Consider the following 24,628-nt stretch of genomic DNA (forward strand, 5'->3'; position numbering starts at 1 on the left):
TAGAACATCGTTCTAACGTCTACTGGTCGCTATGCTTAACCTTTCAAATAACGACTTCTCAAGTGATCTTTGAAGTATTGCGCATTCAAAGTTTCGCCTGTTGCGCCTTTCACCAAATCATCAGTGCTTAGTAGGCTGCCTTTGCTCCAGATGTTCGACTCTAACCAAGTGAAGATAGGGGATAGGTCACCGCTTTCAATCACAGAGTTCACATCAACCGTTTTCTTCATTGAAGCCATGAACTGAGCCGCGTACATCGCACCTAATGTGTAAGATGGGAAGTAACCAAATGCGCCGTCTGTCCAGTGGATGTCTTGCATACAACCGTTAGTGAAGTTGCCTTGAGTGCTTAAACCAAGGTAAGACTGCATTTTAGTGTTCCAAAGTTCAGGAACATCAGTATGTTTGATTTTGCCGTTTATCAGGTCACGTTCGATCTCGTAACGTAAGATAACGTGTGCAGGGTAGGTCAGTTCATCGGCATCAACACGGATGAAGTCTTTCTTCACGCGAGTGTAGATCTTCTGGAAGTTTTCTTTCTCAAACTCTGAGCCTGAGAATTGCTGACCAGCTAGGTTCGCTAAGTGCCCAATGAACGGGTCGCTGCGGCCAACTTGCATCTCAAAGAATAACGATTGAGATTCATGAATACCCATGGAGCGAGCTTGACCAGCAGGTTGGCCTGCTAGGTGTTTAGGTAAGCCTTGTTCATAACGTGCGTGACCTGTTTCGTGGACGATGCCCATTAAGCTTTGAACGAATTCAGCTTCGTCATATCTGGTTGTGATGCGCACGTCGGTAGGAACACCACCACAGAAAGGGTGAACACTTTCATCTAATCGGCCGTGTTCAAAGTCAAACTGAAGTAACTTCATGACTTCTAAACCAAGCGCTTTTTGTTTTTCTGCAGCATAAAAACCGTTTGGAGCGTTAAATTGCTCGCTCGATTGCTTTTCGATCACTTCGTCAATCAGGCTTGGTAGCCATGTTTTAACATCTGCAAATAAGATGTCCAGTGAAGCAGAGTTAGTACCTGGTTCGTAGATATCCAGCATTGCATCGTAAGGTGTTAGGTTGGCTGCATCAGCACGAATTTGAGCCTCTTCTCGAGATAGCTCAACCACTTCACGCCAGTTTTTTTCGAAGCCAACCCAGTCGTTGTTTCCACGTTGACTACGCCACGCATGTTCACACTTTGAGCCCGCTAGAGACTTCGCTTGAACCAGTTTTTCTGGAAGTAGGTTAGCTTGTTGCCATTGGCGTTTTATTTCACGAAGTGATGATTGTTGATCGTTGTTCAGCGCTTCGTTTTCAGCGTCTGCGATCCAATCGCCAAGTTGTGGTTGAGTCATTAGGCCGTGAACATGAACCGAAAGCTCGGCCATCGCTTCGCTACGCGCTTGGTTACCACCAGCAGGCATCATTGAAGCTTGGTCCCAGCCACAGATAGAGGCTAGGTGTTGAAAGCGTGAACATTTTTGAGAGTGTTCGACTAGTTTTTTGAATGCGCTCATTTGACTACTCTTAATTTGGTTTCTTTAAATGATCCTTAGGGCCGCGTCAGCGTTAAGTTTCATCTCTCATGTACTTTGATTATGGCTCTGCTTTTTAATGGCGCTGACCTTCGTAGTCGAAGATATAGCGAGAAAAGCGTGAGGCGGTACGATGCCTTGAATTTACTATTTCTTAACAAATTAAACTGTACCATTGTGCACAAAATCAGTGACTTGTATAGCTGGTGGTAATTGTTGCTTGCGAAATGTGCAGATAAGCGGTATTGATGATAGATCGCTAAACAAAGATGATAATGATATGGATATTTTGAACTTTGAGGCATTTCTGATTGCCATCACTATTTTAACGTTAACGCCTGGCTTGGATACAGCATTGGTGATTCGCAATACCAGTCGCTCTGGCTTATCTGACGGTGTGATGACCAGCTTTGGTATCTGTAGCGGTCTTTATGTGCACGCCTTTTTCTCTGCAGTGGGTATCTCTGCGATTCTTGCTCAATCCGCTGAACTCTTTCAAGCCGTTAAAATGGTGGGTGCGGTTTACCTGATTTGGCTTGGTTTAAGCAGTTTACGCGCCTTAATGAAAAATGGTGGCGGGCTGAAGGTTGGCGAGCAAACTCATCAAGCCTACAGCGCAAAACGTTCTATGCGTGAAGGTTTCTTATCTAATGTGCTTAACCCGAAAACAGCGGTTTTCTATTTGGCTTTTTTGCCTCAGTTCGTAAACCCTGAAGGTTCGCCGTTATTACAATCTATGTTGATGGCTTCGGTACACTTCATGATTGCTATGCTGTGGCAATGTGGCTTGGCTGGTGCACTTAACTCGGCTAAAAATTTGCTAAAGAATGCGAGCTTTATGAAGTGGATGGAAGGTGTGACTGGCATAGTGCTGGTGGGGCTGGGCATTAAGCTTCTCATGGAAAAGCCGGTTTAGGTATTTCTGGTTCGTGATGAACGTATTAAAGCCCACGCTAGGTTATTGTGACCAAATTAGCGTGGGCTTTATCGTATTACGGGGTAAGCGTTCTGTTATCGTGTATCTACACTATATTAGTCAGCTAGACGAACGTTGAACTCAGCCCCTTCAAAGCCTAGGTCGCTCAGTTCTTGAGCATCAAAGTTGGTCGTTACATCAATGTTACCAAGCTGTTCAGTTATTTGGTTTTCGCCGTCAATACTGCTTTCAGAACGTAGACCACCTGCATTCAGCGGTTTAGCTTGGCCAATTTCGATTGTACCAGCGTATTGAGATTCTGCGTAAAAATCACCCGATACGTAAGAGTGGAAGGGACGTAAGCTTCCGCCTGTTGCGTATTGCATGTTAGATAAGCCTGCTTCTTTAATTGCCCAGCCCCAGTCCCACCATTTTGATTCGCCAGGAATGTAGCGGTGGTCCCACTGGTAACGAATGTCAGCGGAGTGATCGCTCGTACGACCCATAGTGAACGTATGTCCGATAGTAGGGCGGTTGTCCGGGTGCGTATGCCATGCGTTGCCACTCCAGCGAAGGAAACCATAGAATTCAACGTCGTAAGCAATATCGGCGTTAAATTGGTATGGGTACGAGATAGTTGAACGGTACAGCTCGACTTTAATTGGGATCTCAGAGTGAGCAGGAACCATCGGACGAGCTTGAAGCGTTACCGTCTCACTTGAAGAGCCGCCATTCGTTTTTGCGAAGCTTTGATTCGCTTCAAATTTGATGGTGAGCTTGGTATCACCAACTAAAGGCCATTTGAACGTATTCTCAGTAGAAACGCTTTCAGAAAAACCGTAGCTGTTTGTTTTTGACCAGTTTGTAGACTCATCTACTTTTAAGTCAACGACAACTTGCTGTGCAATATCACTATAGTTTCTAGCGGTTGCGTGAACTGTTTTTATGAGTTCGCGATCTGACTCTGTCACCTCACCGTGCGAGAAGTTGTCATCGTTAACAGTGTAGGTAAAATTATCAACGATGATTTGTGTTTTATTACCACAGTGATACCCACTACAAGAGCCGTTGTTGTTTCCTTGAATTACCCAACGATCGCCGGAACGATCTATGACCATATCTTCGCCGACATAAGGGCTGTTATTGCCGCCAACCCAAGCGTACCCGAGGAAATGAGCCAAGTAACTTAGAGGACGTATAAAGTCTTGGCGATCAGTGACTAGGCCATACTCAACATCAATTTCATCGCCTTCTGGCACCGATTTAGCTGGGTAGTTTGGAATTTCTGATTGGTAGTCATTCGGGTAGCAGAAGGTTTTATCGTTTGGCGTATCTTGTTTGATTAGCCCGTAATAACCCGGCCCCATAATTACCCAGTTGTCTTTAAGGCCAACAATATCCCAAGTGCCCATGCGCGGTAGTAGTGAGTTTTTATGCTCTTCTGCTTCAAAGCGGTCTAACGGGCGATAACCTGAGCGACAAACATCATCGCCTAAATTGTCACGCACGATTTGATCTGGGTATATTTTCGCGTTTACTCCGGTCGATAGTACAGACAACACTGCCGCTGCCAAGATACTTTTATTTTTACTGATCACTAATAATCCCCTCATTTTCTTTTTTATATTGGTAATTCTGTTTTGCCTTGCTTACACAGGACCATTTCACTTTTCCATAATGATAAAAATAACGATACTGAAAATGATTGAATGAATTTATTCTTATAAATCAATGCCTTGTAATAATTCTATTAATATTTGATGAAATTTTGATGCAACGAAGAGAGATTTCCTCGGCGCACTTCATAATGAATTTAGAAAAATGAAACTTTTTTAGGATTCGATGTACGTTAATGTGGTTTTGACGTTAAAGATGTTTCCGTGATTTACCATGGATTACCAAATAATAAGCGTCGTTGTGAATGATGGATCGGCATGGGTGATGAAAATGAACGATGGGCGTTATTGACCGATAATTATTCTCAAACATATCATTTGGAAATAATATTAAGTCGTTTCTATGGGTATTCAATTGGGACTAATAATGAGATCTTACTTCAATTATTTTGTGAGATCGTATTATGAAGTGACGATGTATGTCTAATCGATAAAGCTTAATATAGAGACTTTTTCAATTATGAGACGTGTTAGTTTTAAGGATGGAAAGTTAGATAAATAAGGGATAGAAGAGGGGAGGATTTCGAACTGAGTCGAAATCCATTTTAATAAAATATGGTTTGAAGAGAATTTACTATGGGTTAACCGTAGAAGTCAGCGTTTGGCTAAAAGCTGGGTACGTCCTGTATTGCAACTCCGAATAATGGCAAATGCTTCATTGGTGCTTAAAATATCAATATTCAACGTTAGTGGATCATTGTTCAACAAAAGGTATGGCGATAACAAGTTGTCATTCATTGCCTCATTTATCTTTTGTACAGACAGTAAGTCTATCGTGCCAGCAATCGCAAAACTGAATGACTTAGAGTATCCCACATTTCCCTGGAAGCGAAGAACGATAGGGTTTGGTATTTTGTCGTCTTGAATGGAGACGATATGCAGTACTTTGTTGTCCCTAATTTTAGTGAACCCATCGCTTCGCAATACGTTATCTTCAGCGAGTAAATCGATCATACTATGTTGGTAACTGTGATCTTCAAGTTTGTGAGAATCAGGAATACTCCATACGCTTGCAAACAAGATTAGTGCGGAGAAGACGGCAATAAATGGCATCATAATGACCCCTTTTCTAGGAATAGCTCAATCTCTTTACTGGCTTTGTCCAGTTGTGATGGGTTGTAAAAAATATTCACTGATTTACGAGTCACTTTATTGAGTATCGCAAGTTCAGAATAGCCAGGTTCTTCGCTGATGTAAGCAATACAGTCACATTGATACTTGTTAAGAATCCTTTTCAACTCTGGGGTTAGGGTCATTTGAGGGTCTTGATATATCTGTAGTTGACCTATCCAATACTCGGTCAGACGATCAGAAGGTTTGACTTCATGGAGACTCTTGTCGTGAAATTTACTGAATGCCAATGCGATTGATGCTGCTAGCAGCACGCTAGCAGTAAAATAGCACACAAGATTCTTTGAATAGGCAATTTTACGATAGACGGACAGTGCTTGGGTTCCGTTGTGCTTTTCGCCTGAGGTCGCCTTAACTTCGCTGTCAGGTAAAGGCAACGGCGGAGTTGTATCTTCAGGCGCAGTAATGCTTGTATCGTCCACAGTAGATTCGATACAAACACAATGGTCTATGAGGCGGTAACCGACCTTTGGAACTGTCACTATTGGTGAATCTTTAGTCCCAAGCTTAACGAACTTTTGCCGCAGCAAGCTGATACTTTTCGCGAGAGAAGTATCCCCTATGAATTCGTTACCCCAAGCGTAGTTAATAATATCTTGCTTACTCACAATATCGGGCGCGTGTTTAAGAAGAAGCTCTAAGACTCGTGTTTCTCGATATCCAATTTTAATGGAACGATCGTCGTTATAAATACGATTTGTTATAGGGTCAAATTTGATCATATAGCCAACGTTTTATTTTTATTATAATTATCTCAACAATGTTAGCGACTATAAACTGACTTATATATGAATAAAAGCCACATGTTGCTTTTTCTTGAATTTTTTTGGTTTCTTGAAAATACATAATATTTAACAATCATTAAATATAAGTAATGACTAATTAAGCTTTCGTTTTATTAGTGCGAGTTGCTATTTAAAAGGTCTTATAATATTTGGGGTAATTGTTTTAAGTAATCTTTTAGTTAATTAAATTTTTTATTTACTTAGGTAATAAAAAGCCCACATTTGATTGTGGGCTTTGGCTTTTATTTTGCAATTTATGTCGATTAGGCTTTTACAGTTTTATAATCACTAGAAGAAGATAATGGTTTGAAAAACAGCTTCGTTTCTTCGATAACGACGTGGCGTAGCAAGATAAGGCCGATTAGGTTTGGAATTGCCATCAGGCCGTTCACGATATCTGCCATTATCCAGATCATGTCGAGCTTCAAGAATGCACCAGAAGCCACCAACGCAATGAAGATAATCTTGTAAGGTAGGACTGCTTTAGTTCCTAGCAAGAAAACAACACAGCGCTCGCCGTAGTAGTTCCAACCTAAAATCGTAGTAAACGCAAAAAAGATTAGACCAACAGAAACCAGCATAGGGCCGAGCGTGTCTGCATTCAGACCAATAGCAAATGCATGAGTGGTCATTGCAGCACCAGAAAGGTCAGTCTGCCAAGCACCGGTTAAGATAAGCGCCAAACCTGTCATCGTACAAATAATGATGGTGTCGAAGAAGGTACCTGTCATAGAGACAAGACCTTGCTTCACACATGAATCTGTTTTTGCAGCCGCCGCAGCCATGGGTGCGCTACCTAGACCAGATTCATTAGAGAATACACCACGAGCAATACCCGATTGAATAGCAAGCATGATGCTCGCACCAAAGAAACCGCCTGTTGCTGCTGTGTTGGTAAACGCAGAGGTAACAACAAGGGTAATGGCATTCAGTAGTTGGTCTGCATTTGAAACCAGAACGCTCAAACATGCAACGATGTACATAACCGCCATGGTCGGAACCACTTTTCCTGCCACCTTAGCGATAGATTGAATACCACCAAGCGTTACCACTGCCACCAAGATTGTTAAAACGATTGCCGACATTTCACGTGGAGCGCCAAATGAGATTTCAGTTGCGTCCAAGATCGCGTTAACTTGTGGGAAGGTACCGATACCGAAGCAAGCAACGCCGAGTGCGAAGACAGCGAACATTACCGCCAAAATTCTTGAGCCAACACCGTATTGAAGGTAGTACATAGGGCCGCCAACCATTTCGCCATTGCTATCGGTTCTGCGGTACTTAACGGCAAGTAGACATTCTGCGTATTTTGTCGCCATGCCAAATACAGCGGCAAGCCACATCCAGAATAGGGCACCAGGGCCACCAATCTTGATTGCGGTCGCTACACCAACGATGTTACCAGTACCAATGGTCGCTGAAAGCGCGGTACATAAAGCGGCAAAACTTGATACGTCACCCGTACCGGATTTGTCTTTGCTGAATACCATTTTTAGCGCGGTTGGGAGCTGTCTAAACTGGAGTAAGCCTAAGCGAAAAGTAAAGTAGATACCTGTACCCACTAGCAGAATAAGCAGTGGTGGTCCCCAAACGAATTGGTTGATGGTTTGTAGTGTAGCTTGTAGGTGGTTCATAGATTCCCCTTAATAAATTAAAAAATTTAAGGAGAAGAGGGAAGGCAGTGCAGATCACAGGGATCGGTAGCACTACTTAATACATACGGATTTCTAGATAGAATTCTTTTGTTAATTAAGGCTTGTTGCTTTCCACTCCTCTGTCCTTTTGCCTGAGAGTTTCACTTAGCGAATCACTTACAGATAAGTAACGGGCACTAAGCTTGCTCCTTCGGCGACCGATCTAACGGTTCTCTCCAGAGGTTCCTCCAACGACAGTCCTCACTTTTCTGGATTTCTCCAGCATAAAGCACCTGAAAGATTTACTTCTTCGGCGGGTCAATCTAACTAAATGTTAAAGTTTAGTTAAAAACCACTCTCCTGCAGTCTTCATCGGAACAATTACCTAAATGCTTAGGTAATCTGTAGGCGTATCCTAAATCATATAAAATGTGATGTCAGCTACAAAATATCTGTTTGCACAAATGTTGTTCAACTAAATGATCAAACAACGCGACTCTGACGTAACTTGCTTATTTAAATGGTATAAAATAGGGAAACAAGGAGGATTTATGACTCGACTAATAGCGATTGTTTTTTTGTTGGCGTTGGCATTTGTACTGTTTCGTTATCGGACGAATGAAAAAGTACAAAAATGGGTAGTGATAGTTATCGTTAGCAGCTTCCTTTTGTATACTGCCAGCTTGATGATTTCGGAGTTAACTCGTTAAACCGTCTGTGAGCAGATGGGATGAACGTGTTACTAAAGCTCAAGCACTTGTGATTTGAGCGATAGGTTTAACTGAACCTACAAAATCAGTATTGGTATTAGTGCCAGTGACCGCGTAACGTTAAACATATTTTTGGGAGTACCCGCTAGTGAACCAGCAATCTGGACAAAGCGAACAAGATGAAGTGGTTGTTATTGAAGAACGCGATAAGCGCAGTCAGCTCTATATCGGCATTGCTGCGGTTATAGGTTTAGCACTGGGTGGCTTAATCGGTTCGACAGTGACGGCTTCTAAGTGGGAGTCCACTTATCAGGTACTCGAAGCTCGTTATCAAGAATTGAGTGAAAGCAAAACACAGTTGGTGTCTTCTGTTGAAGCTAAAGTGGCGAAAGTTGATACAGAAATTGATGCTAAGGTTGAAGCGGCTTTGGCCGAGCAAGCAGAAGCGCATCAAAAAGAGCTCCAAGAGTTAGCCAAGCAGTCTGCCGTGTTAGAGAAAGCGAACTATTCGTTAGAGCAGCAGTTAAACGAGCAGAAACAGACATTAGATAAAACAGAGCAAGATAATCAAAAGCTAAACCGTCAGGCGGATATGCAGTCGACTTTGTTTGAACGCTCTCGCGAACTGTTCCGTAAAGAATTACAAATATCTCAAGAGCTAGAAAAGCTAGAGAAAGAAAGAGACGAAATCGAACAGAATCTTGGTTCACTTAAGAAAGCGTGTGATGTGTTCTTAGACGGCACTTCATGGGATGCAAAATCTGACGCATGTGAGAAGCAAGATAACGCGAACTCTCGCCTAAGTGACATCAGACAAATGATCGAAGTCCACACCATGGATCTCAAGCAAATCAAAACGCTAACCGAAGAGATGGGTTTATAAGCTCAAACCTTTAATTCATTCGTCTTTAGCAGTAGCAATTCAAACGCCCACATCATGAAAATGGTGTGGGCGTTTTTCGTTCCAGATGGCTTATTTCTTCTGTTTCAGTTTTGCAGAATGGTTCATAACCGTTTTCACACTATTACCAAGCTATTCGTGATTAGAGCCGCAAAATGTTTTTAATATGTGATTAATTGAATATTTGGTGACTTTGCACGCGTATTTATAGGGTTGATAAACAGCATAATAGCGGTGCTCTAGGATGAATATGCGGTCTGTTGTCATTCTTTGATTAGACCATCTCAATGGACAGGTATAAACCATGAATGAATATCAGTGTGAGAATTGCACCGTAGCTTATTGTTTTGACGACTGTAATTCGCCATTAACGAAACCATATGTGATTGAAGTAGAAGAGGTGGTGGACCGTATAAAAGTATGCCGAAATCCTAAGCAGCGTGAACAAGAAAATTTAGGTACAAAAAATCCCCACAAGCAAAACTGGTAGGGATTTTGACTAAGCCATTGTTCTGTTCTCGCTTTCTCAAGCAAAGGGTATCGCCAAGACTTTTAGAACAGTGTTAATTAGCGAGTGATTACTTTTCGTAGGTTTTGATTTCACCTGATTTCACACGAGCAACGAATGATTGCAGCTCTTTCTTAACAACAGGCATCAAGAAGTATAGACCTAGGATGTTAAAGATAGACATCGCAAAGATAGCTGCATCAGAGAAGTCGATTACCGCACCAAATTGGATTGTTGCACCAATCACAACGAACACACAGAACATCACTTTGAAAACCAGTTCCGTAGCCTTTCCTTCACCGAATAGGTAAGTCCATGCTTTAAGACCGTAGTACGACCAAGAAATCATAGTAGAAAATGCAAACATGATAACGGCTAGTGCTAAGGTGTATTTGAAGAAACCTGCAGTTTCAGTAAACGACGCCGCAGTTAGAGTTACACCTGTTAAACCTGAACCATCGAATGGACCTGTGTTTAGGCCAGCGATAGTGATAACCAATGCTGTCATCGTACAAATGATTACGGTATCAACGAACGGTTCTAGTAGTGACACTAGGCCTTCAGTAATTGGCTCTTTTGTTTTTACTGCTGAGTGAGCAATTGCCGCAGAACCAACACCTGCCTCGTTCGAGAAGGTTGCACGCTTCAAGCCTTGAATTAACGCACCAATGAATCCACCAACAACACCTTCGCCAGTAAATGCACCTGTAAAGATTGCGCTGAAAGCAGGGCCAACTTGATCAAGGTTAGAACCGATAACAACTACAGCCATACCGATATATAGCGCAGCCATCCAAGGAACCACTTTTTCTGTTACCGATGCAATAGAAGGCATACCACCAACAATCACAGAGAAAACTAAAGCAGCTAGTACAAGGCCAGTGATAACACCGTACTCACTTGGGATATCAAAGGCATACGTTAGCATTGCATGAGCTTGGTTAGCTTGGAACATGTTACCGCCACCAAGTGAACCCAAGATACACATCAGTGCAAAGCCGATCGCAAGTGCTTTACCCAGTCCACCCAATCCGCGCTCACCTAGGCCTTGGCTCAGGTAGTACATTGGACCACCCGAAACCACACCTGACGGTAAGATAGTTCGGTATTTCACACCCAACGTACACTCACAGAATTTTGAAGCCATACCAAGAAGGCCACACAAAATCATCCAGAATGTTGCACCAGGGCCACCAATGGCGAGTGCAGCACCTACACCTGCGATGTTACCAAGACCGACGGTTCCAGAAAGGGCAGTAGTTAAAGCTTGAAAATGGGAAACTTCGCCGTCTTCTTTTGAGTTAGGGTCTGTGTACTTGCCTCTAATGATATCTACAGCCATACCGACTCGCTTAAATTGGACGAAGCCAAAGTAAACAGTAAAGATCAACGCAGCGAGTAATAACCAGCCAACAATAATAGGGAAGTTGGCTTCGCCAACCGGTACACTTTTAAATATGAGTCCAACGAACCATCCTGTGTAGTCGTTGAAAAATCCATCAACACTTTTGCTTAAGTTACTGATAGCTTGATTAAATGATCCATCTTCTGCAAATGCACTGGAACTAAACAATAATATAAACCCAAAAAATAATTCTCTTATGTTTTTCATGGTTTTCCCTGTCTTTTTATTAATTTATGTTTGCTTATGTTGTTTTTGTCTTATATTTCAATAGCTTATTTATTTCTTCGATAGCGACAAAATGCTCTGTAGCCAAGTCGAAATGCGAGATAAATATCACTACTAATCACGTTTTATATGGAGATCCTTTTGGCACGTGAACCAATAAGACTATGATATTCGGCTTACCACGTCTTATTGATAACCCTATACATAAAACTAATGCCGTCAAAGAAATTTTTACAATAAATTTACAATAATTCGTGTTTTGTCGTCTTTTGGGTATAAGTCGATGATTTTTGAGTTTGAAAAGGCATATAGATTGGCGGTTAAATTGATAGCTAAAATAGAAGAGCTTTGATGTAACGCTTGTTTTTGGGAGGCTTTGAAAAGTCTCTTACAAGGGAAGGAGCAAGTCGGGGGGATTAAAAAAGCCCTTTATCAGAGCTTTTTATGGTTGCGATGAGCTAAACCACTCAAAGGCTATTATCGGTAGTGCGGTTAACGATGCTTTTGCTCGACTTGTGGTAGAGCTTCAGTGCAAGCAACGAACCCCAAAGTACAACTTGTCCCCATAACAGTGTCCATTGAGATGCGACCTCTTGCCACGAAGCGCCCATCTGATTCAGCGCTAAGAAACCTTGGATAGCAGGTGTGCTTGGAAACAGTTGTGATAACAGTACCAACCATTCAGGCATCATTTCAATCGGCCAGATAAAACCTGAAGAGAAGATCAGTGGCATTGAACTGATTAACACCACAACCGTGACTAACTCTCTTCGTGGCACTAACTCACCGATAAAAATGCCAACCAAACAGCTGGCCAATAAGAAGGGCAGTAACAAGGTTAAAATCTGTGAGATTGAGGCGAGTAGGTTAATCCCGTACATCGAAAAGCTGGCGCCGAAGTAGTACATCGATAATAAGTAGTAGATGCCTACTAAGGTGCAACAGCGAGCAAGGATTAGTTTGGTTGGATGAACTCTGCTCCAATAGCCGAATGTGGATTGAGCATTTTGCGTTGCACCAACCAACCCTGATGCCATGGCTAGGGTTTGCTGAAGGATCAATACAAAGACAGCGGGAACGACGTAATCGATATATCCCATTCGACTATTGAAAGTAGGTTTTAAATTTAAGCTAAATGCGCTGTAGCCTTTGGCTGCGGATTCTAAAGGTACACCTTCAACTAACAAGTGACTCACCTTAACTTGTGCGGCTAACGTGCCGCCTGCCTTTGCAAGTCCCTCAACTATGGTGCCATACACTAGGAAGTAAGATGCATCACCCGCATAAGAGAGTGTTGGGCTTTTCCCAAGAAGTAGATCTTTATAGAAGTTTTCAGGAATGACGATGAACCCACCAATTTCTTGATTGAGTACAGCCTGTTTAGCGTCTGCGATAGTGGAGTCACGGCGAACCAAATCAATTTGAGAGGTCGCATCGACCATTCGCTCTAAATGGTAGCTGCTTTGGCTCTTGTCTAGGTTTACAACGGACGCTTTCAATTGTTGGGGTACTTGATTGGCGTAAGGCAAAGGGTACAAGAATGAGTAAAAGACCACACCACCAAACACGGTCAGTAATACTACTGGGTTACGTAGAACCGCCAGGAGTTCTTGCTTCAGCAATTGAGTAAAGCTCATTGATTTACTCCTTTATGCTCTGCTTGTGTTGACTGTGCTGCTTGCGCTAAGTGCTTATTAATCAATAAGATCACTACAAAAGCAGGAATAACATACCAAAACATTGAAGTGAGGTTCATCAGCGATTGCGCAGCGCTCACGCCGTAACTGGACTGAGCCGTTTGTATTTCGATGTAATGACTAACAGGCAATAGACTTCTCCAAACTTGGGCTGCCGTGTTCATGTCTGTGACAGGGAAGGTGATCCCCATAAACGCAAAACTTGGCGCTGTGAAAGCACCTGCAAAGCTCATTGCTCTTGCTGGATCAAGCGTCAAAAAGAAGAACAAGCAACCCATAATGATACAACTAATAACCGTTAGTAACTGTGCAATGGTTAATGCCATAAAGCTGCCGTTAAATGGCCACTCTAAAAGTCGATAGAACCAAAAGCTAAACGCAATACCGAACGCTAAAAACAGAACAACATAAGGGGTGAGTGTTAATGCTAGGGACTTAACCGGAGAATGCGATAACCACGCTTTTAGCCCACGAGCTCGCACATTTGCAGTGAGTACTAAAATCGTTCCTACCACTATCATGATTTGCCACAAAGCAGGAACAACGGCAGATACCAAGAATTGAGCATAGCTAGTGTTCTTGTTGAACAGCGGAGTGATCTGGCTTTGAACGGTGACAGCTTGCCCCAAGGCGGATTTTACCGTGGTATCTCCGTGGGAAAGCTGTTTAATCACTTCAAGTTGGGCGTTGAACGTGCCTTGAGCTTGCAACAGAGCCGAGTTCACCAGTTTACCAATCAATATAAATTGGCTGTTGTAGAACACGGAAACCTGCGGGTTTAGCCCAAGATAAAGGTCTCGGTCAAAGTGTCTAGGTATAACAACGTAGCCGTAGATATCACGCTCTATCATGGCTTTTGCTGCTTCACTTGCGGAGCTGTATTTCTGAGTGACCTGCAGGGTAGGTGAGGCATCGACTAAGCGAGTAAACTGCTGCGAAATTTGGCTGTGTTCTAGGTCAACCACTGCAACAGGCAAATCACGAGCGATACCTTGTGAAAAGATCAGCCAGATACTTGCAGCAAGTAGCAAAGGTATCCAAGTTAAGCACGACAACAACCACTTGTCTTTACGGACTATCGCCCACTGTCGAAGTAAGCTGTTTATCGTTTTGTGATGTTCTGGTAAGTGAGAATTAGCAGACATATGTCACCTAAAGCTCAACCACAAGGCTCATACCCATACGCAGTGTTTCGTTTGTATCAACTGGGCGTGCTTCTACTTCAAATGTACGTAAGTCAAAGCCTTGTGCTGCATCTGTTGAACGCCAAGTTGCGAAATCACCCATCACCGCAATGTGCGTCACTTGGAAAGTCAGCGACTTATCTAAAGCGGGCAGGTAAGCTTCAAACTGTGAGCCTTTCTCAAAGTGCTTGAGCATGTCTTCACGAACGTTAAGTACCGCCCATGCGTCTTTAGTATCGATCACAGTGACAACTGGAAACCCTTGTGGCGCTAACTCTCCGCTACTCAGTAGCACTTGAGATACCTCACCACTGAACCAGCTGTGGATCTGTGTGTCTTTTGCATAAGCTTCGACTTCAGCCACTGCACCTGCCGCCATTAATGCTTTTTGAGCAGCAGCCACTTTGGTTTCATCGCGAGCCCCTTCCTGTGCTAGCTGGTACATTTGGAAGGCCGCGCTTTCAGTGTATTTAGCAGCTTGCCACTGTGTTTTGGCTTCATCACGTTTTTGTTCTGCAACGACGCCATCATTATAAAGGTTGTTTACTCGCTGGTAGGTTTTTTCCATTAAATCAGCGGCTGCTTTGGCTTTCAGCCATTGGTCTTTGGCCGCTTGGATTTGCTGAGTACGTGCGCCATTTTCTGCTTCTTGAGCCAGAGCTCCTGCCGCTTTTTCACCAGCTTTAGCTTGTTCTAACTTTGCATCAATTTCCGGGCTCAGAAGAGAAAAGATCAACTCACCTTTCTCAACAGAGTCGCCTTTGCGCACAAATACCTCGTCAATACGGCCGGGTACTTTCGAAGAGATGCTGTATTGCTGTGCATCAATTTGACCTTGAAGCTTAACTGGTTGAGGTTGGTACGCTTGGTAAAAACTGTATCCGACCCAGCCAACAATGCCGATACCAACTATAGATAGAAGAAGAGGCTTAATAGGTTTCATGAATTATCCTTTTGACTGGCTAGCGGTGTCTGTTTTTGAGTCGAAATCAGACGTAACAGAAGAAGTTAAGTAACTCGAGTAAGCGTTCATTTCGCTGGTTAGCGCTAATAGCTTGTTGAGAGAGATAAGGTATTTGAATCGCGCAGCAGATTGCTGTGTTTTGATGCTCGCAAGGTATAACTCTGCATCAACCACTTCTAACGAGTTAGAAAGCCCTTGAGTGAACGCTTTTTTACGAAGTAGTAGATTTTCTTGAGCTAATGACAAGCTAGAATTAAGGCCTTGAACCTCTTCAATCGCTTGGTTTGCTTCAAGGTAGGTCTTTTGTACCAATACGGTTAAGTCTTGTTTGGCTTGTGACTTTAGGAATTTAACTTGAGATACCGCACTGTGCGCAGCAGCCACTTTGTCTGAACGACCTGAGGTGTCGAGTAGCGGTACGTTGACACCAATGCCGACTAACCAGTCTGGCTTCATTTCACTGGCGAGTGAATCGTCTTCATAGAGGCTGTAATCCCCGTAAAGATAAACCTCTGGGTAATATTTGCCTTTTTCAGCTTTGATTAAACTGCTTGCTTGTTTCTCTTTCGCATCCAGAATCTTAAGACCAGGGTAGGTCATGAGTGTTTGATCAATGAACACATCCATATGGGGCAGGTTCTTGTTGATAAACAGTTGCTCTGAAGGTTCAACGCTTTGGCTTTGACCTAGAATTTGGGTAAGGGCTAATTGAGCAATCTTAAGATCATTCTCAGCTTTAGTACGTTCAACTACTGCCTTATCTAGAGAGGCGTCCGCTTGCAGGCGTTCTACTCGTGCAATTTGCCCTTGTTGCTCTAACTTGATGGCAAAATCACGATGTTGAGTTAGGCCTGCTTCTACGGCTTGACGTGTTTTCACCACGTCTTCCGCTAAGATCACTGAGAAGTAGTATTTACTTAAGTCTTCGTAGCGAGCCTGCTTTTCCATCAAGAGTTGGCTTTGCGCTTCTTCGCTTTTACCTTCAGCTGCTGTTTGTGCTGCGGTAATTCGACCACCTGTAAAAATTGGCCACACTGCGCGAATAGAAGAGCTGAAGATATCTTGCTCGGTAATCGTTGAGGTAATGCCACCAAGCGCACTGATAATTTGAGGAGGAACAGGAAGACCAATGGATGGTACACCACTTAAGCTATCGGCAAACTGCTCGCCATTGATAGTGACATCGTTATCAAGGTGAGTGTAGTTTGCGCCTAACGTCACTGAAGGCAGGTTAAGGCTTCCGGTTGCATTTTGAAGGTGTTGATAACGCTCAACGTTAGCTTGTTGAGCCGCAAGAGAGTTGTTGTTCTCTTGGAGTATTTGCCACGCCTCAGAAAAAGTGAGCGGGGCAGCATAGCTTGGCGAAGCCATAGTGCTGAGAAGCATACTGGCGAGTGCAAGGTATCTGAATTTTGGTTTGGTCATCTGCATTAATTACCAAATTAGAGTGTTAGCTCTAATGTTAACAGGGGGATCATCATTTGTCTTGAACAGATTACCTCATATGAGCAAATAGCATAATCATTCGTTAACATTATGTGAATGCTATTAAGGATTTAGCGGTTATAGACAAAGAAACGAAAAGAGCACGACAAATCGTGCTCTTTAAGTTCAGTATAGAAGAAGTTACTACAAATGGACTGGTACTATTTAAAGCTTGGGCAATGGTGATCGGCACGCCACACCAATTGTTTTGAACCTTGCATGGTTTGTAATAAATCTCTACCTGACATTTGCGGGAAAGCTAACAACACTTTTAGGTCGAGCGGGGATGTCTCGTTCTTCTCATATGCTCTGACATGAGTAAAAGTAGATTGTAAGTTTTTGAACAGCATAGCCTTTGTGAGGCAGATTCCAAAAGTATCGCGTTTCATTGCCTGGTTTCCTTTTCAACAATGTTAATACGTTATGTTTTTTATCCTGTTTCTGTCGGACGTTGCCACTGATCGAAACTTCCTGCTCATCAATGCTTTATTCTTGGGTGCTGCTTTTGTCAGTCACCTCTTTGTTGTCTGGCCTGCCGAGTGTGAAATAGCGAGATGAATAGGGGAGAATACTTAATCCGTTTGTTCATCATTTGTAACGGCGAGCACGCAACTTTTACTTATCGATACGTCCAGTGAGTGAAGAGTTGTTGCCTTTCTGTTAACCAAAATTCCGGTTTAAAGCGTTGTCTTAAAATTGCAACGTATAGCTAGGCAACGATAAACTTCTTCATATGCAACCATTATAATTGTATTTATTTTAAACAACCTAAAAAACACCTAAAAGCTTAGTGATCTAGCTCAATATTTATTCGATTTTTTGGGTTTATTAACTAATCCGTTCTAAAAGTGAACGATTTATCGAGGCGAGCGACGTAAAGGAATATCAATTAATAATCTGGTTAATTATTTAGTTGAGCAATAGTCACAAATTCGTATAGGCGGAAAGGTGCGATGATTAACTTAGTGTTAACATTGTCTGCTGAGCACTAGGGACGGGTTTATATGAGATGGAGTAGTATCAGCTTCCGAAAACGGTTGCTGATTATCATGACGGTAACTGGCCTTGTTGAACTGTTGGTCCTTTCAGCGGCGGGGTTTGCTTATATCAAACAATCTCAAGAGCAAGAAATGGGGTTGAAAGCGCTGGGTGTGGCTGAGTTTCTTTCGGAATCTCCCCTTGTAGTGCGCATTATTGAAGAAAAAGGAACCCTGAATCCCGAAGGCGTCCCACATACACTTCCTGAAGAAACCCAAGCCAAATTCCGAAACCTCACTCAATTGATTGGCGCGGCGTTTATTGTTGTTGGTGACGAAAAAGGTGTTCGTTTGATTCACCCATACGACGACAGGCTCGGTAAACCAATGCGCGGCGGAGACAATCAAAAAGCATTGGTGTTCGGGGAGTCTTATGTTTCAACAGCGAAAGGCTCATTAGGTTTTTCGGTCCGTGGTAAATCGGCCGTTAAGGACGCTGATGGGAAGATAATTGGCGTCGTGTCAGTTGGTTACCTATTGGATTCTTTGCAAGATCGAATCGAACCTTACTTGGCCTTTTTGATTGTGATGGCGTTGCTGGTGGTTGCGGTCAACGCTTTGATTTCGAGTTATGTATCTCGTCGTTTTCAGCGCGCTATTTTAGGCTTTGAGCCTGAAGAGATAGGCCGACTGTATGTTGAGTTAGATGTCACCATGAGCACTGTTAAAGAGGGCATTTTAAGTATCGATAAGAACGGTATCTTACGCTCAATAAACAAAAGTGCCTGCGATATTTTATCCATCGATAGAGATAAAGCACTCAATCAACAGCGCCTTTCTGATGTGTTAGCAGGCAGTGATTTAGAACTGCTGTTATCAACAGGCGACATCGACCACGATGTTGAGTTGTATTTAAACAATAAGCGGATCATTGCCAACCGCAGTCCGATTATTGTTGCTGGTGAAGTGGTTGGGGCGGTGTCGAGTTTCCGACTCCGCGATGAGATTAACGACTTAACGGATCAGCTTTCGCAAACCAAAGAGTACGCGGATTTGTTGCGCTCGCAAACACATGAACACCAGAACAAGTTGAATACTATCAGTGGCTTGATTCAAATGGGTGAGTTGGATTCAGTTCAGCAACTGATCGGTCAAGAAACCGCACATTATCAAAGCCTTATCGAGTTCTTGAGAGAAACGGTTAAAGACCCATTGATCGCTGGCATGTTGTTAGGCAAAACCGAACGAGCACGTGAAATAGGCTTAGAGCTAAGAGTTGAGGAGGGGTCTAGGCTAGAAACACTACCAAGTTGGTTGAATGCCGATGACGTTGTCACCATTCTTGGCAACCTGATTGATAATGCGTTTGATGCGACGATGTCGGCGATCAAGCAAGAAGGGCAAATAGCTCCGGCGCGCCGTGTGATTGAAGTGTCTATCAGTGATTTTGGTAATGAGATTATCGTTGAAGTAGAAGATAAAGGATGTGGTTTACCTAAACACTTGGCAACCGATGCGCTGACTGAAAAGGGCATATCGAGCAAAGCGAAACAAAATCGCGGTGTTGGCTTATATCTGATTAAGCAGCTTACCGACCGTTATCAAGGGCAGCTAGAAATGGTCGATAACAACGATTTTGGTTCACGTATGACAGTGTACTTACCAAAAGAAGAACAATAGAGCACGAGTGATCATATGAAGATCTCCTTGATGGAAAAACAATGGTTAAAGGAAGAACATAAATGAACGCAATCACGAGAGTCATGGTTATTGAAGATGATATTGCGATTGCAGAGCTACACCATCGTTATTTAGAACAGATGGGTGGCTTTGACGTGGTCGGCATTGCCACAACACAGTCTGAAGCGCTGATGCAACTGGACATCCTAAAACCGGATTTGGTGTTATTGGATGTGTATCTGCCGGACGGGTGTGGGCTCGATATTCTTAATCACGTAAGAGGTAGCAATCAAGGCTGCGACGTTATCTTGATTACTGCTGCTCGAGATGTGGATACGCTGCAACAGGCGATGCGTGGTGGAGTGGTCGATTATCTATTGAAACCAGTGATGTTCCCTCGTTTGGAAGCGGCACTGAAAAAGTATCAATCTCAACAGCAAGAGTTTGAAAGTGTGTCGGATTTGAATCAAGGTTTGGTTGATAAGATGCTGCAAGCCAATGCCAAAGCGGATTCAGGAAAACTATCAACCTTGCCCAAAGGAATCGATGGCGTAACGTTGGATAAGATCAGAGCTATTTTTCAACAAGCTGATGCCGTTAATATTACCGCCGATGAAGCTGGCGAACGTATTGGTGCAAGCCGTACAACTGCTAGACGTTATTTAGAGTTCCTGATCACTACCGGTGAACTAACAGCAGATTTGAACTACGGTACGGTTGGGCGCCCTGAACGCTGTTATAACAAAGCCAAAAGATAAGGCAGTGCTAACAACGTCCTTTCTATTAAAGTAAAATGTAAAACCAGTTGAATAATCTGGTTTTACGCAGCTCACGCTTTATTACACTACACTCCGCAGACCAGATGCCATTCTTTCTAGACTACAATGTTCGAGAATGCCGATTTGCTTCTTTTTCAGTCTTCGTGAAACCAATGGTCGATTATATTTTGTTCGAAATGAGTCAATATTTAATCGATTGCCTTCACAGTGGTTGATGTAAATCAAATACTCATAGACAATACTGTCCCGAATAGAGGTGATAGCATTCACCCTCGTTTACCAAACGCATTCTCAAGTGTAATAGGCACTCGCTATTGATGTAATAGCCAAGACCTATTATCTATTTTCGTATGTCGCTGATACCTTTAGCGAATACTAAAAACCTTGTTTTTATAGGAAAGATGATGGTAATACCTGAAAACAGCAGCATCGTTATTTTTGGTGCGTCGGGAGATCTAACTTACCGTAAGTTAATTCCTGCTTTGTACCACCTGTATGCTAGCAATCAACTACCAGAATCCTTTGCGATTCTTGGAGTGAGCCGTACTGAGTACAGCGATGAGTCTTACCGTGAGAAGCTGAAGAAGTCTCTTCAGGAAATGGAACAAACTGAACCAGAGACGCTGAATGCATTTATTGAACATTTGCATTACCAAGCGATCAACACTTCAGATGTAGACGATTACGCTCGTTTAGCACAACGTCTAGACAAACTTGAGCAAGACTACCAATTCGAAAACCACAATACTCTGTTCTACTTGGCAACGCCGCCAAGCTTGTACGGTGTTATCCCAGCAAACCTTGCTGCGCATGGCCTAAACGATGAAACAAACGGCTGGCGTCGTCTGATCATCGAAAAGCCATTTGGTTACGACTTAGCTTCTGCTCAAGCGTTAGATGAAGAGATCCATCATCACTTCCAAGAACACCAGATCTACCGTATCGACCATTACCTCGGTAAAGAAACGGTTCAAAACCTTCTAGTACTTCGTTTCTCAAACGCTATGTTTGAACCACTGTGGAACCGCAACTTCATTGATTACGTTGAAATCACAGGTGCTGAGTTCCTTGGTGTTGAAGAACGTGGCGGATACTACGACGGTTCTGGCGCAGTTCGTGACATGTTCCAAAACCACTTGCTACAAGTGCTAGCAATGGTGGGTATGGAGCCACCTGCACAAATTAACGCTGATTCTATTCGTGATGAAGTGGTTAAAGTGCTTCAGTGTCTTAAGCCATTAGAAGAAGATGATCTGCGTAAAGACTTAGTATTAGGTCAGTACACAGCATCAGATGTTCGAGGTCAGCACCTACTAGGTTACCGTGAAGAGCATGGTGTAGCGGATGATTCTCGTACTGAGACTTACATCGGTTTGAAAGCTCACATCAATAACTGGCGTTGGAATGGCGTTCCTTTCTACGTACGTACCGGTAAACGCTTACCTACACGTGTGACTGAAATCGTGATTCACTTTAAGAACACGCCACACCCAGTATTTGGTCAAGACGCACCAGAGAACAAGCTGATTATCCGTATCCAACCGGATGAAGGTATTCAGATGAGCTTTGGCTTGAAAGAGCCAGGTGCAGGCTTCAAAGCAAAAGAAGTGAAAATGAACTTCTCTTACTCTGACTTGCCTGAAACTCAGATGCTGACGGCTTACGAGCGTCTTCTTCTTGATGCACTGAACGGTGATGCGACTCTGTTTGCACGTACCGATGCGGTAGAAGCATGTTGGAAGTACGTTCAACCAATCTTAGACTTCAAGCAAGATCCTCAAGCACTGTTTGGCTATGCTTGTGGTACTTGGGGCCCACAGGAAGCAGATGAACTTCTGCAACGTGATGGCCGCGCATGGCGTTTCCCATGCAAAAACTTAACAGACACGGATTACTGCGAACTATGATCAACCACAAGATCTTTGAAACGCCAGAGCTAGTTGTTGAAAACCTAGCAAACGAAATGAAAGCGTACAGCGAGCAGGGTAAACCTGTTCACATTTCACTGTCTGGCGGTAGCACACCAAAAATGCTTTTCAAACTGCTGGCACAAGCGCCATACGCAGAAGGCATTCAGTGGAACAACCTTCACTTCTGGTGGGGTGATGAGCGTTGTGTTGCGCCGGATGATGCAGAAAGCAACTTCGGCGAAGCGAACGCATTACTTTTCTCAAACGTGAATCTTCCAGCAGAGAACATCCACCGTATTCGTGGTGAAGATGAGCCTAAAGCAGAAGCAGAACGCTTCGCTAAAGAGATGGCTGATGTGATCCCTTCTGAAAACGGCACGCCTGTTTTTGATTGGATTCTGTTAGGTGTTGGCGCAGACGGCCACACAGCATCACTGTTCCCGGGTGTTACTAACTACCAAGATGAGAACCTGTCTGTACTGGCTTCTCACCCTGAGTCGGGGCAAATCCGTGTTTCTAAAACAGCAAAAGTTTTAGAAGCAGCAAAACGAATCAGCTACCTAGTACTGGGTGCAGGTAAAGTTGAGATCGTTAAAGAAATTCATACTACTCCTGCTTCAGAGTTGCCTTACCCGGCAGCGAAAATCCAGGCTAAAACTGGCGAGACAGAGTGGTTCCTAGATTCAAATGCAGCAAGTGCTATCGCATAAGTGCGACTAGCCGCAAGGAGATATAAATAATGAAAGGTGATATCGGTGTAATTGGCCTAGCAGTAATGGGTCAGAACCTTATCCTAAACATGAACGACCACGGCTTCAAAGTTGTGGCTCATAACCGTACTGCTGCGAAAGTAGACGAGTTCCTAGAAGGCCCAGCTAAAGGTACTAACATTGTTGGTGCTTACTCTCTAGAAGAGCTAGTTGAGAAGTTAGAAGCACCACGTAAAGTGATGCTTATGGTTCGTGCTGGTGACGTTGTAGACACGTTCATCGAAAACCTAATCCCACTTCTAGACGAAGGCGACATCATCATTGATGGTGGTAACACTAACTACCCAGACACTAACCGTCGTGTAGCGCATTGTCGTGAGAAAGGTATCCACTTCATCGGTACTGGTGTATCTGGTGGTGAAGAAGGTGCTCGTTTCGGTCCTTCAATCATGCCAGGCGGCGCGGCTGAAGCTTGGGAAGCGGTTAAACCAATCTTCCAAGGCATCTCTGCAAAAACTGACGCTGGCGAGCCTTGTTGTGACTGGGTTGGTAACGACGGTGCTGGTCACTTCGTTAAGATGGTACACAACGGCATCGAATACGGTGACATGCAGCTTATTACTGAAGCTTACCAGTTCATGAAAGATGGCCTAGGTATGTCTGCTGACGAGATGCAAGCAGTATTCGCTGACTGGAACAAGACTGAGCTAGACAGCTACCTAGTTGAAATCACTGCAGACATCCTTGGCTACAAAGATGAAGACGGTGAAGCTCTAGTTGAAAAGATCCTAGACACTGCAGGCCAAAAAGGTACGGGTAAGTGGACAGGTATCAACGCACTAGACCTAGGTATTCCTCTAACTCTTATCTCTGAGTCTGTATTCTCTCGTTGTCTATCTGCACTGAAAGATCAACGTGTTGAAGCTGAAACTCTATTCGGTAAGACAATCACTCCAGTTGAAGGCGACAAGCAAGAGTGGGTTGATGCACTACGTCAAGCTCTACTAGCTTCTAAGATCATCTCTTACGCTCAAGGCTTCATGCTAATGCGCGAAGCGTCTAACGAGAACGGTTGGGATCTAAACTACGGTAACGTAGCACTAATGTGGCGTGGTGGTTGTATCATCCGTTCTGCATTCCTAGGCAACATCCGTGATGCGTACGAAGCAAACCCAGACATCGCGTTCCTAGGTTCTGACGAGTACTTCAAAAACATCCTACAAAGCAGCCTAGCGGCATGGCGTAAAGTAGCAGCGAAATCTCTAGAGTCTGGTATTCCAATGCCATGTACGATTTCTGCGCTATCTTTCCTAGACGGCTACACAACTGCACGTCTACCAGCTAACCTGCTTCAAGCTCAACGTGACTACTTCGGTGCTCACACTTACGAGCGTACTGACCGTCCACGTGGTGAATTCTTCCACACAAACTGGACTGGTACAGGCGGCGACACTGCTTCTACAACTTACGACGTATAATCGTAGTGAGAAGCTGTTAAGAGTTCCGACGCTCTTAAAGGTGAAAGCTAAAAATCAAAAGGATGCCAATTGGCATCCTTTTTTGTTGGCTGTAGTTTAGTTAACGCTTGATATTAGATTGGGATCTTGCAGGTTAAGTACTAGGGCGTGTTGATCTTTCGTGGTTAAATTTTGTTCGGGTGGGGACGCCTAGTCAAAAGCGTTTTAATCGCGGCGAGGGGGAAGTAGCCTAGTCATTCTAAGTAAATCCCCCTCAACAAAGAGTAAAACGCTTTTTGCGGGGGCGCCCAGCTCGAACCCTTCGGGCAGCGTTTGCTGGTCATTTCTACTGCGTTATCGGC

Annotated in this window: 18 protein-coding genes and 1 riboswitch; of the genes, 7 read left to right on the forward strand and 11 right to left on the reverse strand. The window is 43.5% G+C overall.

Annotated elements, in window-relative coordinates:
* Positions 1–35: 35 nt before the first annotated feature.
* On the reverse strand, positions 36–1,514 hold the full coding sequence (locus tag F0232_RS05410; protein ID WP_105057219.1) for a carboxypeptidase M32: 1,479 nt from the start codon (positions 1,512–1,514) through the stop codon (positions 36–38).
* A 298-nt stretch (positions 1,515–1,812) separates the two neighbouring features.
* Here F0232_RS05410 and F0232_RS05415 point away from each other — a divergent pair, with 298 nt between their 5' ends.
* The gene (locus F0232_RS05415; RefSeq protein ID WP_061032647.1) at positions 1,813–2,448 is read left to right on the forward strand and encodes a LysE family translocator; all 636 of its coding nucleotides are present in this window, start codon (positions 1,813–1,815) and stop codon (positions 2,446–2,448) included.
* 116 nt (positions 2,449–2,564) lie between these two features.
* Here F0232_RS05415 and F0232_RS05420 read toward each other — a convergent pair whose 3' ends face one another.
* The 4 genes from F0232_RS05420 to F0232_RS05435 all read right to left on the reverse strand — a co-directional run bounded on the left by F0232_RS05420 (position 2,565) and on the right by F0232_RS05435 (position 7,674).
* Positions 2,565–4,046, reverse strand: a complete 1,482-nt coding sequence (locus tag F0232_RS05420; RefSeq protein ID WP_061032646.1) for an aerolysin family beta-barrel pore-forming toxin — start codon at positions 4,044–4,046, stop codon at positions 2,565–2,567.
* A gap of 672 nt (positions 4,047–4,718) precedes the next feature.
* Positions 4,719–5,180, reverse strand: coding sequence for a hypothetical protein (locus F0232_RS05425; RefSeq protein WP_061032645.1), 462 nt, complete (start codon positions 5,178–5,180; stop codon positions 4,719–4,721).
* On the reverse strand, positions 5,177–5,977 hold the full coding sequence (locus F0232_RS05430) for a winged helix-turn-helix domain-containing protein (protein ID WP_061032644.1): 801 nt from the start codon (positions 5,975–5,977) through the stop codon (positions 5,177–5,179). Before F0232_RS05430 ends, F0232_RS05425 begins: the two co-directional genes overlap by 4 nt.
* Before the next feature lie 326 nt (positions 5,978–6,303).
* Entirely contained in the window at positions 6,304–7,674 is a 1,371-nt protein-coding gene (locus tag F0232_RS05435; protein WP_061034341.1) for a sodium:alanine symporter family protein, read from the reverse strand.
* Positions 7,675–7,804: 130 nt separating this feature from the next.
* A riboswitch (glycine riboswitch) is annotated at positions 7,805–7,924 on the reverse strand.
* A 608-nt stretch (positions 7,925–8,532) separates the two neighbouring features.
* On the opposite strand from F0232_RS05435, the gene F0232_RS05440 reads away from it, so the two are divergent.
* On the forward strand, positions 8,533–9,267 hold the full coding sequence (locus F0232_RS05440; protein ID WP_061034340.1) for a hypothetical protein: 735 nt from the start codon (positions 8,533–8,535) through the stop codon (positions 9,265–9,267).
* A 596-nt stretch (positions 9,268–9,863) separates the two neighbouring features.
* Here the strand turns inward: F0232_RS05440 and F0232_RS05445 are convergent.
* The 6 genes from F0232_RS05445 to F0232_RS05470 form a co-directional block, all read right to left on the reverse strand.
* Positions 9,864–11,405, reverse strand: a complete 1,542-nt coding sequence (locus F0232_RS05445) for a sodium:alanine symporter family protein (protein ID WP_061034339.1) — start codon at positions 11,403–11,405, stop codon at positions 9,864–9,866.
* Between the two features lie 485 nt (positions 11,406–11,890).
* On the reverse strand, positions 11,891–13,060 hold the full coding sequence (locus tag F0232_RS05450; protein WP_105057218.1) for an ABC transporter permease: 1,170 nt from the start codon (positions 13,058–13,060) through the stop codon (positions 11,891–11,893).
* On the reverse strand, positions 13,057–14,265 hold the full coding sequence (locus tag F0232_RS05455; RefSeq protein WP_105057217.1) for an ABC transporter permease: 1,209 nt from the start codon (positions 14,263–14,265) through the stop codon (positions 13,057–13,059). The genes F0232_RS05450 and F0232_RS05455 overlap by 4 nt, the downstream gene beginning before the upstream one ends.
* A gap of 7 nt (positions 14,266–14,272) precedes the next feature.
* Entirely contained in the window at positions 14,273–15,247 is a 975-nt protein-coding gene (locus tag F0232_RS05460; protein WP_105057216.1) for an HlyD family secretion protein, read from the reverse strand.
* 3 nt (positions 15,248–15,250) lie between these two features.
* Positions 15,251–16,699, reverse strand: a complete 1,449-nt coding sequence (locus tag F0232_RS05465; protein ID WP_105057215.1) for a TolC family protein — start codon at positions 16,697–16,699, stop codon at positions 15,251–15,253.
* Between the two features lie 215 nt (positions 16,700–16,914).
* Entirely contained in the window at positions 16,915–17,142 is a 228-nt protein-coding gene (locus F0232_RS05470) for a hypothetical protein (protein ID WP_061033495.1), read from the reverse strand.
* Positions 17,143–17,802: 660 nt separating this feature from the next.
* On the opposite strand from F0232_RS05470, the gene F0232_RS05475 reads away from it, so the two are divergent.
* The 5 genes from F0232_RS05475 to gnd all read left to right on the forward strand — a co-directional run bounded on the left by F0232_RS05475 (position 17,803) and on the right by gnd (position 24,287).
* Positions 17,803–19,410 carry a sensor histidine kinase gene (locus F0232_RS05475; RefSeq protein ID WP_171750723.1) on the forward strand — a complete coding sequence of 536 codons (1,608 nt, stop codon included), beginning with the start codon at positions 17,803–17,805 and terminating at the stop codon, positions 19,408–19,410.
* Positions 19,411–19,472: 62 nt separating this feature from the next.
* Positions 19,473–20,168 (forward strand): response regulator, encoded by a 696-nt coding sequence (locus tag F0232_RS05480; RefSeq protein ID WP_061033493.1) that lies wholly within the window; start codon positions 19,473–19,475, stop codon positions 20,166–20,168.
* Positions 20,169–20,593: 425 nt separating this feature from the next.
* On the forward strand, positions 20,594–22,096 hold the full coding sequence (gene zwf / locus F0232_RS05485) for a glucose-6-phosphate dehydrogenase (RefSeq protein ID WP_061033492.1): 1,503 nt from the start codon (positions 20,594–20,596) through the stop codon (positions 22,094–22,096).
* Positions 22,093–22,809, forward strand: coding sequence for a 6-phosphogluconolactonase (pgl, locus tag F0232_RS05490; protein WP_061033491.1), 717 nt, complete (start codon positions 22,093–22,095; stop codon positions 22,807–22,809). Before zwf ends, pgl begins: the two co-directional genes overlap by 4 nt.
* A 29-nt stretch (positions 22,810–22,838) precedes the next feature.
* On the forward strand, positions 22,839–24,287 hold the full coding sequence (gene gnd, locus F0232_RS05495; RefSeq protein WP_017069357.1) for a decarboxylating NADP(+)-dependent phosphogluconate dehydrogenase: 1,449 nt from the start codon (positions 22,839–22,841) through the stop codon (positions 24,285–24,287).
* The last annotated feature ends 341 nt before the right edge of the window (positions 24,288–24,628 follow it).

The organism is Vibrio sp. T3Y01, assembly GCF_013114525.1.
Lineage (GTDB): Bacteria > Pseudomonadota > Gammaproteobacteria > Enterobacterales > Vibrionaceae > Vibrio > Vibrio chagasii_B.

Excerpts from the sequence above, each read along its gene's own strand:
- F0232_RS05410 (WP_105057219.1), bottom strand. The coding sequence starts at position 1,514 with ATGAGCGCATTCAAAAAACTAGTCGAACACTCTCAAAAATGTTCACGC.
- F0232_RS05415 (WP_061032647.1), top strand. The coding sequence starts at position 1,813 with ATGGATATTTTGAACTTTGAGGCATTTCTGATTGCCATCACTATTTTA.
- F0232_RS05425 (WP_061032645.1), bottom strand. The coding sequence starts at position 5,180 with ATGATGCCATTTATTGCCGTCTTCTCCGCACTAATCTTGTTTGCAAGC.
- F0232_RS05430 (WP_061032644.1), bottom strand. The coding sequence starts at position 5,977 with ATGATCAAATTTGACCCTATAACAAATCGTATTTATAACGACGATCGT.
- F0232_RS05435 (WP_061034341.1), bottom strand. The coding sequence starts at position 7,674 with ATGAACCACCTACAAGCTACACTACAAACCATCAACCAATTCGTTTGG.
- F0232_RS05445 (WP_061034339.1), bottom strand. The coding sequence starts at position 11,405 with ATGAAAAACATAAGAGAATTATTTTTTGGGTTTATATTATTGTTTAGT.
- F0232_RS05450 (WP_105057218.1), bottom strand. The coding sequence starts at position 13,060 with ATGAGCTTTACTCAATTGCTGAAGCAAGAACTCCTGGCGGTTCTACGT.
- F0232_RS05455 (WP_105057217.1), bottom strand. The coding sequence starts at position 14,265 with ATGTCTGCTAATTCTCACTTACCAGAACATCACAAAACGATAAACAGC.
- F0232_RS05460 (WP_105057216.1), bottom strand. The coding sequence starts at position 15,247 with ATGAAACCTATTAAGCCTCTTCTTCTATCTATAGTTGGTATCGGCATT.
- F0232_RS05465 (WP_105057215.1), bottom strand. The coding sequence starts at position 16,699 with ATGCAGATGACCAAACCAAAATTCAGATACCTTGCACTCGCCAGTATG.
- F0232_RS05470 (WP_061033495.1), bottom strand. The coding sequence starts at position 17,142 with ATGAAACGCGATACTTTTGGAATCTGCCTCACAAAGGCTATGCTGTTC.
- F0232_RS05475 (WP_171750723.1), top strand. The coding sequence starts at position 17,803 with ATGACGGTAACTGGCCTTGTTGAACTGTTGGTCCTTTCAGCGGCGGGG.
- F0232_RS05480 (WP_061033493.1), top strand. The coding sequence starts at position 19,473 with ATGAACGCAATCACGAGAGTCATGGTTATTGAAGATGATATTGCGATT.
- zwf (WP_061033492.1), top strand. The coding sequence starts at position 20,594 with ATGGTAATACCTGAAAACAGCAGCATCGTTATTTTTGGTGCGTCGGGA.
- pgl (WP_061033491.1), top strand. The coding sequence starts at position 22,093 with ATGATCAACCACAAGATCTTTGAAACGCCAGAGCTAGTTGTTGAAAAC.
- gnd (WP_017069357.1), top strand. The coding sequence starts at position 22,839 with ATGAAAGGTGATATCGGTGTAATTGGCCTAGCAGTAATGGGTCAGAAC.